The 15,382-nt window shown below is 71.5% G+C and carries 16 protein-coding genes; 12 read left to right on the top strand and 4 right to left on the bottom strand.

Translation table 11 applies throughout. From position 1 onward, the window contains the following. Positions 1-313: 313 nt before the first annotated feature. The 3 genes from EDF48_RS16225 to idi form a co-directional block, all read right to left on the bottom strand. Positions 314-1,333 (bottom strand): LacI family DNA-binding transcriptional regulator, encoded by a 1,020-nt coding sequence (locus EDF48_RS16225; RefSeq protein ID WP_123293492.1) that lies wholly within the window; start codon positions 1,331-1,333, stop codon positions 314-316. 161 nt (positions 1,334-1,494) lie between these two features. After that, on the bottom strand, positions 1,495-2,559 hold the full coding sequence (locus EDF48_RS16220; protein ID WP_131881294.1) for a magnesium and cobalt transport protein CorA: 1,065 nt from the start codon (positions 2,557-2,559) through the stop codon (positions 1,495-1,497). A 337-nt stretch (positions 2,560-2,896) separates the two neighbouring features. Next, a complete protein-coding gene (gene idi / locus EDF48_RS16215; protein ID WP_111085474.1) occupies positions 2,897-3,439 on the bottom strand; it encodes an isopentenyl-diphosphate Delta-isomerase in 543 nt (180 codons plus the stop codon). 21 nt (positions 3,440-3,460) lie between these two features. Here idi and EDF48_RS16210 point away from each other — a divergent pair, with 21 nt between their 5' ends. The 11 genes from EDF48_RS16210 to EDF48_RS16165 all read left to right on the top strand — a co-directional run bounded on the left by EDF48_RS16210 (position 3,461) and on the right by EDF48_RS16165 (position 13,018). Beyond that, a complete protein-coding gene (locus EDF48_RS16210; RefSeq protein ID WP_111085415.1) occupies positions 3,461-4,519 on the top strand; it encodes a polyprenyl synthetase family protein in 1,059 nt (352 codons plus the stop codon). Further along, complete coding sequence (locus EDF48_RS19205; RefSeq protein ID WP_243698128.1) at positions 4,516-5,454, top strand: phytoene/squalene synthase family protein; 939 nt, start codon at positions 4,516-4,518, stop codon at positions 5,452-5,454. The genes EDF48_RS16210 and EDF48_RS19205 overlap by 4 nt, the downstream gene beginning before the upstream one ends. Then, a complete protein-coding gene (gene crtI / locus EDF48_RS19200) occupies positions 5,451-7,091 on the top strand; it encodes a phytoene desaturase family protein (RefSeq protein WP_243698127.1) in 1,641 nt (546 codons plus the stop codon). Before EDF48_RS19205 ends, crtI begins: the two co-directional genes overlap by 4 nt. Beyond that, on the top strand, positions 7,091-7,423 hold the full coding sequence (locus EDF48_RS16200) for a lycopene cyclase domain-containing protein (RefSeq protein ID WP_111085416.1): 333 nt from the start codon (positions 7,091-7,093) through the stop codon (positions 7,421-7,423). The genes crtI and EDF48_RS16200 overlap by 1 nt, the downstream gene beginning before the upstream one ends. Next, entirely contained in the window at positions 7,420-7,818 is a 399-nt protein-coding gene (locus tag EDF48_RS16195) for a lycopene cyclase domain-containing protein (protein ID WP_165932430.1), read from the top strand. Before EDF48_RS16200 ends, EDF48_RS16195 begins: the two co-directional genes overlap by 4 nt. Beyond that, positions 7,815-8,756, top strand: coding sequence for a prenyltransferase (locus EDF48_RS16190; RefSeq protein WP_131881290.1), 942 nt, complete (start codon positions 7,815-7,817; stop codon positions 8,754-8,756). The genes EDF48_RS16195 and EDF48_RS16190 overlap by 4 nt, the downstream gene beginning before the upstream one ends. 257 nt (positions 8,757-9,013) lie before the next feature. Continuing rightward, on the top strand, positions 9,014-10,057 hold the full coding sequence (locus EDF48_RS16185) for a Gfo/Idh/MocA family oxidoreductase (RefSeq protein WP_131881288.1): 1,044 nt from the start codon (positions 9,014-9,016) through the stop codon (positions 10,055-10,057). 157 nt (positions 10,058-10,214) lie between these two features. Then, positions 10,215-10,730, top strand: coding sequence for a hypothetical protein (locus tag EDF48_RS16180; RefSeq protein WP_131881286.1), 516 nt, complete (start codon positions 10,215-10,217; stop codon positions 10,728-10,730). A gap of 4 nt (positions 10,731-10,734) precedes the next feature. Further along, positions 10,735-11,766 (top strand): YihY/virulence factor BrkB family protein, encoded by a 1,032-nt coding sequence (locus tag EDF48_RS16175; RefSeq protein ID WP_131881284.1) that lies wholly within the window; start codon positions 10,735-10,737, stop codon positions 11,764-11,766. A gap of 42 nt (positions 11,767-11,808) precedes the next feature. After that, entirely contained in the window at positions 11,809-12,312 is a 504-nt protein-coding gene (locus EDF48_RS16170; protein WP_131881282.1) for a VTT domain-containing protein, read from the top strand. A gap of 10 nt (positions 12,313-12,322) precedes the next feature. Further along, complete coding sequence (locus EDF48_RS16165; protein WP_131881279.1) at positions 12,323-13,018, top strand: SDR family oxidoreductase; 696 nt, start codon at positions 12,323-12,325, stop codon at positions 13,016-13,018. 7 nt (positions 13,019-13,025) lie between these two features. Here EDF48_RS16165 and EDF48_RS16160 read toward each other — a convergent pair whose 3' ends face one another. Beyond that, positions 13,026-14,597 carry an ABC-F family ATP-binding cassette domain-containing protein gene (locus EDF48_RS16160; protein WP_131881277.1) on the bottom strand — a complete coding sequence of 524 codons (1,572 nt, stop codon included), beginning with the start codon at positions 14,595-14,597 and terminating at the stop codon, positions 13,026-13,028. 273 nt (positions 14,598-14,870) lie between these two features. Here EDF48_RS16160 and EDF48_RS16155 point away from each other — a divergent pair, with 273 nt between their 5' ends. Beyond that, positions 14,871-15,296, top strand: coding sequence for a DUF3151 domain-containing protein (locus EDF48_RS16155; RefSeq protein ID WP_131881275.1), 426 nt, complete (start codon positions 14,871-14,873; stop codon positions 15,294-15,296). Positions 15,297-15,382 lie beyond the last annotated feature (86 nt).

Below are 15,382 nucleotides of genomic sequence, written 5' to 3'. Positions count from 1 at the left end.
CGGGGTTGACGCCACAGTGCATCTCCTTCTGCCGCTGCGATGCGGCAGTTGTTCGGGTGGTTCTGCTGCGGCAGCGAAAGGGCGCAGGTGGCCTGCGTGGACTTCGTTGTCGCGTCCGGTGCCCCGCTGGTGTGACGCTCATGTGAACGGTCACATCGGCTGGACGGAGGTAATTTACGCACAGCCCCGGTGCGGCTGTCAATTCGGATTGGTCGCGTTTTCGTAACGGCCTGCGTGATCCCGCACGAACGTCCCCCGGACGGGAGGCACGGTGCCGGCCCGACCCGCGTCCTGCGGATCGACGGTGGTCGCGTCAACGGCCGCGCGGGGCCCCCGTGGACGCGCGCACGACGAGCTGCGGGACGATGTCGATCGGCCGGAGGAGCTCGTCGTCGCCGGGCAGGAGCAGGTCGACGCAGCGGCGGCCGAGCTCGGCGAAGTCGACCTGCACCGTGGTGAGCGGTGGCCAGAAGTGCTTCGCCTCGGGGATGTCGTCGTAGCCGACCACCGACAGGTCGCCCGGCACGTCGAGCCCGTACGAGCGGGCCGCGTGCATGACGCCCAGGGCCATCTGGTCGTTCGAGCAGAACACCGCCGTGCAGTCCCGCCACCGCAGGAGTTCGCGGCCGGCGTGGTAACCGAAGTCCGCCGTCCAGTCGCCCAGGATCGGCGGGACGACGGACATGTCGCGGTCCGACATGGCGCGCAGGAACCCCTGCATGCGGGCGTCCGCCTCGATCCAGTCCTGCGGGCCGGCGATGTGCCGGATGTACTCGTGACCCAGGTCGAGCAGGTGCTCGGTCGCGAGTCTCGCGCCCTCCATCTGGTCGACCCACAGGGCCGTCGGGTCCTCGCCGACACTGGCCCGCATCGTCACGTACGGCGTGCGGATGCCGAGTTCCTCGATCAGGTCGAACACCCGCTGCTGGGGTGCGATGACGACGATGCCCTCGACGTCCAGGTCGAGCAGGTGCCCGAGCCCCTCGCGCACGGCTGTGTCGGTCGCCTCGGCGATGTTCGCCGTCGTCACCGAGTACCCGCGCAGCATCGCCGCGTCCTCGATCGCCTGCAGTGCGACCGCCGGGCCGTAGTGGGCGCGCCGGGCTGTCAGGACGCCGATCGTGTGGGTCCGGCTCGTGACGAGGGCCCGCGCCGCACGGTTCGGCCGGTACTGCAGCTGCTCCATCGCCGCCAGCACCTTGTCGCGTGTGGCGTCGCGGATGGCGTCGGAGTTGTTCAGCACCCGCGACACGGTCTGGTGGGAGACGCCCGCGATCCGTGCGACGTCACGGATGCTGGGCGAACGCGGTTGCTGTGCCCGCGATGACGCCATTGCTGCTCGTTTCCGCCCGGGGCCGTGGCACGTCGATGTGCACGTTCACATTCCGGGCCAGATCATTATGCACGTCCGGCGGATCGACGCCACCTGAACGTCCTCGAGGCTGCGGCCCGGCGGCGTGCCGGGCCGCAGCCTCGCTGCACCCTCGCGGTGCGTCAGAGCCAGTTGCGCTTGCGGAAGATCGCCCACAACACACCCATCAGGGCGAGCATGCCGAGGATCGCGACCGGGTAGCCGTACCGCCAGTGCAGCTCGGGCATGTGGTCGAAGTTCATCCCGTAGACACCGGCGATCAGCCCAGGGGCGAACAGGATCGCCGCCCACGACGAGATCTTCTTGACCTCCTCGCCCTGTCGGTGCGCGGCGCGGGCGAGCTGCCGGCTCTCCTCGCCCTGCGCCAGGCTCGCACTGGTCATCCGCCGCATCGCCTCGTTCTGCTCCTGCGACACCAGGGTCGCGTGCAGTGTCAGGGCGTTCTCGAGCAGGGACCGGAACGAGTCCACCCGCTCCGTCACGCGCAGGGCGTGGTCGAGCACGTTGCGCAGCCGGTGCTGCACCTCGTCGTCGACGCCGTACTTGTCGGCCCCGCGCAGCAGACCCTTCACCATCGCGGGCACCGGCTTCGTGGCGCGCTGGAAGGACAGCACCTCGCTGAGCAGCTGGTAAATGCGCTTCGAGACACCGGGGTCGACCTGCCCGGCGAAGAGTTGGTCCTCGATCGCGTCGATGCCGTCCTGCAGCACCTCGACCACCGGGGCGTAGCCGTCCACGACCTCGTCCAGCACCGCGGCGGTCACGGCCTCCGAACCCAGCGCCAGGAACTCGGGGTCGGCCTCGACCTGGGCGCGGAGCGCCGCGAGGTCGGGGCGCTCGGCGTGCCGGACGCTCACCACGAACCGGTCGCCGACGAACAGGTGCACCTCGCCGAACTCGACCGTGCCCGCGGCTCGGTCGAACCAGGCCGGACGGAGCACCAGGAAGAGCGTGTCGCCGTACCGCTCGAGCTTCGCGCGCTGGTGCCCCTTGCGGGCGTCCTCCACCGCGTTCTCGTGCAGGTCGAACTCGGTGGCGACGGCGTCGAGTTCCTCCGGGTCCGGGCGGAGGAGTCCGATCCACGCCAGGTCGCACCGTGCGACCTCGTGGCGTGCGCCGAGCGACAGGGTCGACGGAGAATCGATGCGACGTCCTTCGACGTAGATCGCGTTGTCGATCATTGCCATGCGCGTGCTCCTCGTGGTCGGGAGCAGGCAGGCGCGATGCCGCGGGCGGGCCGCAGCGGGCGGAGGAGATCTAGGACACGGGCGCGGCGGCGAGGGGGAGGGGCTGCCGGCCCGCGCGAGGATGGTCACCCGACATCGCGCCTCACCTGCCCTTCTCCTGGTCGTGCGGCCGCGGTGCGCAGCCTCGTGGCCACAACCGTGGCCGACGTCCGACCCTACTCCGGACGCACGAGGGAGCCAAGCGCTCGTCCGAGACTCGGCCTGGGCGACGGTTCTCGTGCTCGCCGGCACGAGGAGTGTCGCGGAGCGCGAGTCTCGGCCCAGGCGGCCGCCAGGGTCAGCGGGTGATGTGCAGGCCCGCGGCCTCGAGCTCGGTCAGCTGCCAGCCCAGCCAGGGGCTCCAGCCGAACGGCGCACCGGCGACGGCGGCCCGCAGCGAGTCCTCGGAGACCCAGGCGTACTCGGCGACCTCGTCGTCCGCGGGGGCGGGCAGGTCGTCGGTGACGGCGCGGAACACCGGGCAGACCTCGTTCTCGACGATCCCCGAGGCGTCGACCGCGCGGTACCGGAAGTCCGGCAGCACGAGCTCGACGTCGCGCACGGTGATGCCGAGTTCGCGCGATGCCCGGCGGGCGATGGCGTCCTCGAACGACTCGTCGGGACCGGGGTGCCCGCAGAACGTGTTCGTCCAGACACCGGGCCACGTCTTCTTCGACAGGGCGCGACGGGTCACCAGGACGTCCCCGTCGGTGTTGCGGACGTGGCACGAGAAGGCCAGGTGGAGGGGCGTGTGGTCTGTGTGCACCGTGAACTTGTCCGCTGTGCCGATCGGGGTACGGTCGTCGGCCAGCAGGACCACGGTTTCCGGGAAAGCGCTCATCTGCACCGATAGGTTAGGCCAATGAGCGAGGAAGCGGCCACCGTGGCGCACATCGACCTCGCGCTCGTCGACGACTGTCTCGAGCGCTTCTTCGTCGTGTCCTCGGCTCGTGCCGCGCGCTACGGCCGTCCGTCCGAGGAACTCTGGCGGGTGCTCCGCAAGGCGAGCCTGGGCGGCAAGCGCTTCCGACCGCGCATGGTCCTGACCGCGTACCTCGGCCTCGGCGGGGACGACGTGCACGCTGCCGCGCACGTCGCCGCGGCCTACGAACTCCTGCACACCGCGCTGGTGGTGCACGACGACGTCATCGACCGTGACTGGGCGCGCCGCGGCCAGCCGAACGTCGCGGGCTCCTACCGCGACGCCGGCACCACCGGTGGGCTGCCGCTGCCGACCGCCGAGCACCGCGGGATGAGCGCCGCCGTGATCGCGGGCGACCTCGCGCTCTCCGGCGCACCGCGGTTCATCGAGTCCTCCGGCGTGACGGGCGAGCGTCGTGGGCGTCTGCTCGAACTGCTCGACGAAGCCGTGTTCGCCAGCGCCGCCGGTGAGATGACCGACGTCGACCTGGCCCTCGGCGTGATGCCGACGGTGGACGAGGTCCTGGCGATGGAACGGGCGAAGACGAGCGTGTACTCGTTCGAGGCGCCGCTGCAGTCCGGAGCCGTGCTCGCCGGCGCGCCCGAGACCGTCGTCACCGCGCTCGGCGCCTTCGGCCGCGAGATCGGCATCGCCTACCAGATCGTCGACGACCTGCTCGGGGTGTTCGGCGACGAGACGACCACCGGCAAGAGCGTGCTGGGGGACCTGCGCGAGGGCAAGCGGACCATGCTCATCGCGTACGCGGCCACGACCGACTGCTGGCCGGACATCGCGCCCTACCTGGGTGACCCGGACCTGACCGAGGAACGCGCGGCCGAACTCCGTGCGACCCTGGTCACCTGCGGCGCCCGTGCCGCAGCCGAGTCCCGGATCGCCGACCACGTCGCACTCGCCCGTGCCGAGCTCTCCGGACTGCCGTACGACCTCGCCGACCGCCTGGAGGGCCTCGTGACCGAACTCGTGGAGCGCGCCCGGTGACGACCGACACCACCCGGACCGGCAGTGCGCCGTCCGGTCGGCTCCCCCTGTACGACGCCACGGCCGAGGCAGCGTCGAGCGTCGTCATCGACCGCTACTCGACGTCGTTCGGCCTGGCGAGCCGGTTGCTCGCCAAGGACACCCGCGAGCACATCCGCAACGTCTACGCGCTGGTGCGCGTCGCCGACGAGGTCGTCGACGGTCCCGCGACCGAGGCGGGGCTCGATCCCGACCTGGCACGGACGGTCCTCGACGAGCTCGAGGCCGACACCGAGCGCGCGATCGCCCTCGGCTTCTCGGCGAACCCGGTCGTGCACGCATTCGCCCGGAGTGCACGGGTCACGGGCTTCGGCGCGGAGCTCACCAAGCCGTTCTTCGCGTCGATGCGGATGGACCTGGAGCGCACCGAGCACGACGACGCCTCGTTCGCGGCGTACGTGTACGGCTCGGCCGAGGTCGTGGGGCTGATGTGCCTGCGTGCGTTCGTGTACCGCGCCGGCCGCCCGACCTTCGACCAGGCTGAGCTCGTCGCGGGAGCCCGTGCGCTCGGCGCCGCGTTCCAGAAGGTGAACTTCCTGCGCGACCTGCACGCCGACTTCGAGGTGCTCGGCCGCTCGTACTTCCCGGGGGTCGACATCCGCTCGTTCGACGAGGCCACGAAGCAGCGCCTGGTCGCCGACGTGCAGGCCGACCTCGACCACGCGGCCCGGACGATCCGGCTGCTGCCGGCCGACGCCCGGAACGCCGTCGGGCTCGCGCACGCCCTGTTCCAGGAACTCAACGACCGCATCGCCCGCACGCCGGCGACGCGCCTGGTGACGACGCGCGTGCGCGTCCCGAACCCGGTGAAGGCACGCCTGGCCGCACAGGTGCTCGCCGGACGCGCCCCCGTGCGGTCGAAGGTGGCCACCCGTCGGCCAGGAGGCACGTCATGACCCCGCCCCGCGCCTCCCGTCCGACGGCCGTCGCCGCCACCACCCGGCGCAAGGTGCCCGCCCGACGCGCCGTCGTGATCGGCGGCGGCATCAGCGGACTGGCGTCCGCGGCGCTGCTCGCGCGGGACGGCTTCGCCGTGACCGTGCTCGAGCAGCGGTCGCAGCTCGGCGGCCGTGCCGGTTCGTGGGAGCGCGACGGCTTCCGGTTCGACACCGGGCCGTCGTGGTACCTCATGCCCGAGGTGTTCGACCACTTCTTCCAACTGCTCGGCACCTCGGCCGACGCCGAACTCGACCTGGTCAAGCTCGACCCCGGGTACCGCGTCTACAGCGAGGGCAACGACGAGCCGATCGACCTGCGCGCCGACGCCGAGGCGAACATCGCGCTGTTCGAGTCCGTCGAGCCCGGAGCCGGCAAGCGGATCCGGAAGTACCTCGCCTCGGCCGAGGACACCTACGCGATGGCGATCCGCCGGTTCCTGTACACGACGTTCCAGGACCTCACGAAGCTCGCCGCCCCCGACGTGCTCCGTCGCCTGCCGAAGCTCGCCCGGCTCCTGCTGCAGCCACTGTCGTCCCGCGCTGCCTCGGCGGTCAAGGACCGGCGGCTCTGGCAGATCCTGGGCTACCCGGCCGTGTTCCTGGGCACGAGCCCGTACGCCGCACCGAGCATGTACCACCTGATGAGCCACCTCGACCTCGCCGACGGGGTGCTCTACCCGAAGGGCGGCATCACCGAGGTGATCGCCGCGGTCGAGCGGGTTGCCCGTGCCGAGGGCGCGAAGATCATCGCCGGCGCGAAGGTCGAACGGATCGTCGTCGAGGACGGCGTCGCCACCGGGGTCGTGCACCGCGACCGCGACGGCGTGCAGCACACGGCTCCGGCCGACCTGGTCGTGAGCGCCGCCGACCTGCAGCACACCGAGATGCAGCTGCTCGACCGCGAGCACCGCACCCACGGTGCCGAGCACTGGAAGACCCGCGACCCCGGGCCGAGCGCCGTGCTCGTCTACCTCGGCATCGACGGACCGACGCCCGGCCTGCTGCACCACACCCTGGTGTTCACCGAGGACTGGAAGGCGAACTTCGGCGCGATCTTCGGCAAGGACCGGCACGTCCCCGACCCCGCGTCGATCTACGTCTGCGCGCCGTCGGAGACCGACCCGTCCGTAGCGCCCCGCGGCTCGAGCAACCTCTTCATCCTGGTGCCCCTGCCCGCCGACCTGTCCATCGGCAAAGGCGGGATCGACGGTGCCGGCGACTGGGAGGTCGAGCAGATCGCTGACCGCGCCATCGACGTCGTCGCCGAGCGTTCGGGCGTCCCCGACCTGCGGGACCGCATCCGGGTCCGCCGGACGATCGGCCCGCGCGACTTCGCCGACGACCTCAACGCGTGGAACGGGTCGATGCTCGGTCCCGCGCACACCCTCAAGCAGAGTGCGTTCTTCCGCGAGAAGAACGCGTCGGCCAAGGTCGAGGGCCTGTACTACGCCGGGGCGTCCACGATCCCGGGCATCGGTCTGCCGATGTGCCTGATCAGCGCCGAGGTCCTGCTCAAGCGGATCCACGGTGACACGAGCACCGAACCGCTGCCGACGCCGCTCGGCACCCCGCGGAACCAGGCCGGCACCGTCTGATGCCGGGGCTGTACCTCGCCGGCCTGGTCGTGTCGCTGATCGGCATGACCGTGCTCGACGCCCGCTTCCGGCTGTTCTTCTGGCGAGCGCCGTGGCGTGCGGCTGCGGTGATGGTCGTCGGCGTCGCGTTCTTCATGGTGTGGGACGTCGCCGGGGTCGCGTACGGCATCTTCTTCATCGGCCCGCAGCACCTGCTGACCGGGGTGCTCCTCGCCCCCGAGGTCCCGCTCGAGGAGCTCTTCTTCCTGCTGCTGCTCTGCTACTCGACGATGGACCTGGTCGGCTTCGTCCGGCCCGTCGTGCAGCGGTCGCTCGGACGGCGGCGCCCGTGACCGGCTCCGGCGCCTACGGCCTCTTGGCCCTGCCGTTCTTCGCCGTCGTGGCGGTGGTGGCGGTCGTCGCCGGCATCGTGGCCGCGCGCCGTGCACGAGCGGCGGGACGCGCACCGGGGCCCGGGCGTCGGGTCGCGCTCGTCACGTCGCTCGTCGCCGGGATCGCGCTGCTCGTGATGACGATCGTGTTCGACAACGTCATCGTGACCCTGCGCATCGTCGCCTACGACCCCTCGCTCATCAGCGGCGCGAAGATCGGGGCGATCCCGGTCGAGGACCTCGCGTACGCGATGGCGGCGATCGTGCTGCTGCCGAGCCTGTGGGTCCTGTTCGACCGGACGGGCCCGCGCCCCGCGCCCGACCCGACCACCGCACCACCGGAGGACACGAAGTGAACGCCAACACCGCCTCCAGGCCGTCGACGCTGCGAGCACTGTTCGTCTCGTCGCGCCCGATCAGCTGGGTGAACACCGCCTACCCGTTCGGTGCCGCGTACCTGCTCGGCAGCGGGGTCGGCGTCAGCGTTGACGACAGCAGCGGCGGCGGTGGGTTCTCGCTCGTCGCGTTCCTGGTCGGCGTCGTGTACTTCCTGGTGCCCTACAACCTGGCGATGTACGGCATCAACGACGTCTTCGACTACGAGTCCGACCTGCGCAACCCGCGCAAGGGCGGCGTCGAGGGTGCCCTGCTCGACAAGAGCGTCCACCGCACCACCCTCTGGGCCGTCGTCGTCACGAACGTGCCGTTCCTGGTCGCGCTCGTCGTGCTCGGGGCGGTGAGCGGGAACGGGCCGTGGTCGTGGCTCGTCCTGGCGATCAGCGTGTTCGCGGTCATCGCGTACTCGGCGCCGGGGCTGCGGTTCAAGGAGAAGCCGTTCCTCGACTCCCTGACCTCGTCGACGCACTTCGTCTCGCCCGCGATCTACGGTCTCGCGCTCGCCGGACCGCACTGGACCGGTGAGCTCGTCGCCGTCTGCGTCGCGTTCTTCCTGTGGGGCGTGGCCTCGCACGCGTTCGGTGCCGTGCAGGACGTCCTCGCCGACCGGGCCGGCGGCATCGGCTCCGTCGCGACCGTCATCGGTGCGCGGGCGACCGTGCGCCTCGCGTTCGTCGCGTACCTGGTCGCCGGCGTCGCGCTGCTCTTCTCGGCGTTCCCCGGGCCGATCGCCGCCGTCGTCGTGATCCCGTACGCGCTCAACGTGTTGCCCTGGTGGAACATCACGGACCAGGGGGCCGAGGCCGCGAACGCGGGGTGGAAGCGGTTCCTCTGGATCAACTACCTGGCGGGGTTCATCGTGACGATGGCGCTCATCGCCTACGCCTTCACGCACTGAGCGCCCGGCGTCGGTCGCGGTCGGGCTCCGTCGGCGTCCCGTCGAGGTTCCGAAATCTCGGCATCTCGACGTCGCCCGGCGCGATCCGTGGAACCTCGGCGCCGCGCACGCGGCATGTCGTGCAACCTCGGCGCCCGAACCTCGGCGCCCGCCGCCCGCCGCCCGCAGCACTGACAGCGCCCGGCGCGCGCAGCACTGACAGACTGGACGGACGCGTCACGGGAGTCGTGACGCCGCAGCCACGAAGGAGTGCACGCATGACGGTCCGGATCATCCACGTCGGTCTCGGAGGGTGGGGCGGCAACTGGGCCCGCACCGCCATCCCAGAGGTCTCCGAAGTGGAGGTGGTCGGGATCGTCGACCCGGTGCCGGCGACGCTGACCGCCGTGCAGCAGGACCTCGGGCTGCCCGCGTCCGCCGCGTTCGCGTCCCTCACCGAGGCGCTCGCCGGGGTCGAGGCCGACGCCGTCGTCATCACCGCCCCCGCCGTCACCCACGTGCCGCTCGCGCTCGAGGCCCTGGACGCCGGCAAGCACGTCCTGGTCGAGAAGCCGTTCGCCAACACCACGGACGAGGCCGTCACCGCCGTGCGCCGTGCCGAGGAGCTCGGCCTCGTGCTGCAGGTCAGCCAGAACTACCGCTGGTACCCGGCACCGCGCGCCGTGCAGGACCTGCTCGCTGCGAACACCGTGGGCGAGCTCTCCGCGATCAACGTCGACTTCCGGCAGTGGGACAACGACCTGGCGTTCGAGGAACACCCGCACTACAAGTTCCCGCACGCCATGATCAACGACATGGCCATCCACCACTTCGACCTGCTCCGGATGGTCACCGGACAAGAGGCCGTCCGGGTCTTCGCCAAGGCGACCTTCCCGTCGTACAGCAAGTACCAGGACGAAGCCATCGCCTCGATGATCATCGAGCTCGATGGTGGGCTGGTCGTCAGCTACCGCGGCAGCTGGCTGAGCCGCGGCCCCCGCACGGCGTGGGCCGGCGAGTGGAGCATCCAGGGCGAGGACGGCGAACTCTGGTTCACCAGCCGCGACGGCGCGCCGAACGCGGTCGACGGCGACGTGGTCACCCTCCGCCGCACCCAGGACGACGAGGCCGAGCCCGTCGAGTTGCCCGTGCTCGAGCACACCGACCGCCAGGGCGGGCTGCAGGCCTTCGCCCGTTCGGTCGAGGGCGGTCCGGCGCCGGCGACGAGCGGCCGCGACAACCTGCGCAGCCTCGCACTCATGGAGGCAGCTGGTCGTTCGGCTGCCAGCGGCCAACCCGAGGACGTCGTCGTCCCGTCCTGAACGCCGTGACCGACGGACGGGAGGCCCGTGGCGGGCCCGCCACGGGCCTCCCGTCCGCCCTGGGGGCACGCCCACTGCCGCGGGCGCGACGCCGCCCGGGTGGCCGCGCCGCGGCCATCTGGGCGCGCCCCCGGCCCGGCCGTGTAGAAACTGGGGAATGGCCAAGGACAGTCTCCCCGAGCTCGAACTCGCGAACGTCCGCACGCGTGAGCGCATGACCGACACCGTCACCGAGCTCAAGCGCCGTGCGAACCTCCCGGCGCGGGCACGGCTCGCAGTCGCGAAGACCCGACAGCGCTGGCACCGTGACCCGACCCCGCTCGTGGCGATGGGCATCACCGGACTCACCGGGATCGCGGCGATCATCACCGGCATCGCGATCCGCAACCGTCCCGCCGGCCACCTGGCGACGCCACCGGCGAGTTCGGCGTTCACCGCGCTGCTGCCCTTCGGCGGGCGCGGCGACGGCCCCTCGGCGAAGGAGCAGGCGCAGTCCGGCCGCAAGGGGCGCAAGGCCCGGGCGAAGGCGGCCGAGCAGGCGCTGGACCGTGACCCGGCGCACAAGGCCCGCGTGAAGCAGCAGACCGGCATCGCCGCGGTGCAGCGACGGGCGGACAAGAACCGCAAGGCCGCCGTGAAGCGGTCGAAGCAGGCCCTGAAGGCGCGGGGGTAGTCCGATGGCGCAGGAGCAGCAGAAGCCGGATCCGGACGACTCCCGGAAGCCGGACAACCCCACCGACCTCAGGAAGCCGACGCTCGTCTACACGCTGAAGAAGACGCTGCGCGAGTTCTCGAGCGACCAGTGCACCGACCTCGCAGCGGGCCTGACGTACTACACGGTCCTCGCGCTCTTCCCCGGACTGCTGGCCGTCGTGTCGCTCCTGGGCTTGGTCGGGCAGGCCGACAACACGATCAAGACCTTGCTGCAGATCATCGGCAACATCGGGTCCGACCAGGTCGTGAGCCTGATCAAGGAGCCGCTCGAGGGCCTCGTCCGCTCGCCCGCCGCTCCCATCACGTTCATCGTCGGTGTCGTCGGTGCGCTCTGGTCGGCCTCCGGGTACGTCGGCGCCTTCGGCCGGGCGATGAACCGGATCTACAACGTCCGCGAGGGGCGTCCGATCTGGAAGCTCCGCCCGACGATGCTCGGCGTGACGCTCGCGACCGTCATCCTGCTCGTCCTCGGACTGCTGACGCTCGTCTCCGGTCCGCTCGCCCGGAGCTTCGGTGACGTCATCGGCCTCGGGGACGTCGCTGCGACGGTGCTCCTCATCGTGCAGTGGCCGATCCTGCTGATCATCGCGATCGTCGTGGTCGCGGTGCTCTACTACTGGTCGCCGAACGTCAAGCAGCCGAAGTTCACCTGGGTCAGCGGCGGGTCGATCCTGGCGCTCCTCATCTGGATCATCGCGAGCGTCGGCTTCGGCTTCTACGTCGGGAACTTCTCGAACTACAACGCCACCTACGGCTCCCTCGGTGGGGTCATCGTGTTCCTGCTGTGGATCTGGATCACGAACAACGCGCTGCTCTTCGGTGCCGAGTTCGACGCCGAGCTCGAGCGCGGCCGGCAGCTGCAGGCGGGCATCCGGGCGGAGGAGGACATCCAGCTCCCCGAGCGCGACACCCGCCAGATCGAGAAGCAGGACGAGAAGCGGGCGCAGGACGTCCTCGAGGGGATCAGGATCCGGCAGGGCGCCGACGGCGACTGACACCCGAGGCGTTCCTCCGGACGGAGGCGCTACGGTGCGACCGTGCCCGCCTTCCTCGACGGGCTGCCGTTCTGGCAGCTCGTCCTCGCGCTCTTCGTGATCGTGTTCTGCCGTGCGCAGGCCACGTACTGGGTCGCGCGTCTCGCAGTGACGGGTGCCTCGCGCTCCCGCTGGGGTCGCTGGTTGCACTCGCCGGCGGTCCGCCGCGGCTCAGTGCTCCTCGAGCGCTGGGGCCTGCCGGTGGTGACGGTGAGCTTCGTGGTGGTCGGGCTGCAGACGGTGATGAACGCGGCCGCCGGGCTCGCCCGCGTGGCGTGGTGGCGGTACACGACCGCGATGGTGCCGGGGTGCGTCGCGTGGGCCTTCCTCTACGCCACCGTCGGGCTCGCGGTGTTCTGGGCGGTCGTCGCCGCGCTGGCCGGCTCGCCGTGGGGCATCGCGGCGGTGGCCGTCCTGGTGGCCGTCCTGGTGGTCGCGATGGTCGTCGCGGTGACGGTTCTCCACAGATCACGGAACCGGACGGGAGGCCCGGCCCGGCTTCCGTAGGCTGGCCCACGTGACGACAGAACAGCTCCAGAACCGTCCGGTCGCCCTGGTGACCGGTGCCACCCGCGGCATCGGCCGCGCGATCGCGACCGACCTCGGTCGCACCCACCACGTGTTCGTCGGCGGGCGGAACGCCGAGGCAGTGGACGCCCTCGTCGCCGAGCTGCCGAGCGCCGTGCCGTTCGTCGGTGACCTCGGCGCGGGGGACCTGCCGCCGCTGCCCGACCGGCTCGACGTGCTCGTGCACTCCGCCGGTGTCGAGCAGGGCACGACCATCGCCGACACCCCGCGTGCCGTGTGGGAGCAGGTCTTCGCCACGAACCTGTTCGCGGTCGCCGAGCTCACCCGGGTGGCGCTGCCGGCACTCCGAGCGGTTCGGGGCATCGTCGTGCCGATCAACAGCGGCTCGGGCTTCCACTCCGGCCCCGGCGGTGGTGTGTACGCGGCGTCGAAGTTCGCACTGCGGGCCTTCGCCGACGCCCTGCGCGAAGAAGAGCGGGCGAACGGCGTCCGGGTCTCGAGCGTGCACCCGGGCCGGACGGACTCGGACATGCAGCGGGCGCTGACCGAGAAGCTCGGCGAGGACTACGACACCGCCTACTACCTGGCGCCGGAGGACGTGGCCGCCGCTGTCCGGACGGTCGTCGACCTGCCGGAGCGCGGCACCGTCGAGTCGCTCGCGATCCGACCGACCCGACGGCGCTGACAGCGGGCTACGACAGCTCGATGCGCGCGTCGAGCTCGAGCCGGTCGAGGAACGTCTCGTCGTGGCTGACCACGACGAGCGCGCCGCGGTAGGCCCGCAACGCGTCGACGAGCTGGTCGACACTCGTCAGGTCGAGGTCGTTCGTCGGCTCGTCGAGCACCAGCAACTGCGGCGGCGGGTCGGCCAGCACCAGGCTCGCCAACGCCACCCGGAACCGCTCCCCGCCGGACAGCGCCCCGGCGAGCCGGTCGACGGTGTCGCCGCGCACCAGGAACTTCGCGAGGCGGTTCCGGACCTCGGCGACGGCGACGTGCGGGGCGTCCCGTCGCACGTTGTCGAGCACCGTGGCGGTGTCGTCGAGGGTGTCCTTCCGCTGCGGCAGGTACGCGATCCGCTCGACGTGGGCGACGGCTCCGGTGTCGGGGAGCGGGTGCTCCCGCGCCTCCGGCGAACCGACGAGCTGTTCGAGCAGGGTGGACTTGCCGACGCCGTTGTCCCCGGTGACGGCGATCCGCTCCGGCCCCTGCACGATGACGTCCCGCCCGCGAACCGTGACGGTCGCGATCTGTCGTGACGCCGGGACGTCCGGGTCGGGCAGGGTCACGTGGATGGACTCGTCGTCGCGCAGCCGGAGTTCGGCTTCGCGCTTGGTGGCGAGTGCGGCGGCCTCGTCGTCCGCGTACCCGACGCGCAGTCGGCCGGCGGTCTCCTGCGCCTTCTTCCGCTGCTCGTTCGCCAGGATCTTCGGCATCGATCGGCCCGCCTTCTCACCGGCCTTGGCACGCCGGGCGAGCTTCGTCTCGGCCTCGATGCGCTGCCGCTTCTCGGTGCGGTGTCGCTGTTCGGCGACCCGGACCTCCCGTTCGACGGCCGCCTGCTGCACGGCCACGTGCTCCTCGAACGCACTGAACGTCCCGCCGAACACGGTCATCGCACCGGCGCGGAGCTCGCACGTCTCGTCGACGTGCTCGAGGAGCTCCCGGTCGTGACTGACCACCACGAGGGTGCCACGCCAGTCGTCGACCAGGTCGAGCAGGAGCCCTCGTGCCCGACGGTCCAGGTTGTTCGTCGGCTCGTCGAGGAACGCGATCGGACGACCGCGCAACCGCACCCCGGCGACGGCGACGAGCACGGACTGCCCGCCCGACAGCGTCGACACCGGGCGTTCCAGGTCGGCGCCGTCGAGTCCGACGCTCGCGATCGCGGCGGCGGCCCGTTCCTCGAGGTCCCAGTCGTCGCCGACCGCCTCGAAGTGCTCGGGCGACGCGTCACCGGACAGGACGGCCCGGAGCGCGGTGAGCGTCGACCGGATGCCGAGCAGGTCGGCGACGGCGTCGTCGGTCCCCGTTGCGAGGCGCTGCGGCAGGTGGTCGACGGGGCCGGACGTCGAGATGGTGCCCGACGTGGGGTGGAGCCGGCCGGTCGCGAGCCGGACCAGCGTGGACTTGCCGGCCCCGTTCCTCCCGACCAGGCCGGTCCGGCCACGCCCGAAGGCGGCGGTGAGGTGGTCGAGGGCGACGGTGCCGTCGGGCCAGGCGAAGGTGACGTCGTGCAGGACGACGGATGGACTGCTGGGCATGGGGATGCCTCCCGGTGTCGATGCTGGGCGCACGACACCGAACCCACCGCTGTGCGGTGGAGCGCCCGACGGGGGCGCGCGATCACGGTGTCAGCGCGTGGGCTGAGCAGAACCGGTGATCGACAGCAATCCGTCTTCTTCCGTCGGGGACCCCCGTGTACGCCATCCGTGCCGCCGGTCGGTCTCCCGCCCCGGGGGCCTCGTGATGACGACGAGGTGTCTCCCACGGTAATCCCGGCCACGGGGACGCGCAAGGGATGACAGGCTGGGGGCATGCCGGAGAACCTGTTGCCGAACCCGTCGACGAACCCTGAGACCCTGCTGCCCGCCGAACCCGAGGTGACCGCGGCGCTCGCCGCCGACGCTCCCGTCGCCAGCGTGGTGGTGTCGCACCCGTCGTCGAGCCTGGCGTGGGCCCTGCTCGCCGACGAGGCCTGGGAGCGTGGCGCGGCGCTCGAGTCGTACGCCTACGCCCGCGTCGGGTACCACCGCGGGCTCGACGCCCTGCGCAAGGCCGGGTGGCGCGGTGCCGGTCCGGTGCCGTGGGCGCACGAGCCGAACCGGGGCGTGCTCCGTGCGCTGTTCGCGCTGCGCCGTGCGGCCGAGGCGATCGACGAGCCCGGCGAGCCCGAGCGCCTGACCGACTTCCTGAACGCGAGCGACCCCGAGGCACTGCGCGCCCTGTCCGCCGACGCGTAGCGCGGCGCGGTCGCGGCGCGCGGCGTGCGGCGCGAAACGACGAAACCAGGTTCCGGACACGGGACCCCGCCGATGCGCGGTGCTGT

Origin of the sequence: Curtobacterium sp. PhB191, assembly GCF_004346515.1 — a bacterium.
In the GTDB taxonomy this organism is placed as follows: Bacteria; Actinomycetota; Actinomycetes; order Actinomycetales; family Microbacteriaceae; genus Curtobacterium.
Note: the sequence above shows the minus strand (reverse complement) of the source record. Positions and strands in the feature narration are given on the sequence as shown.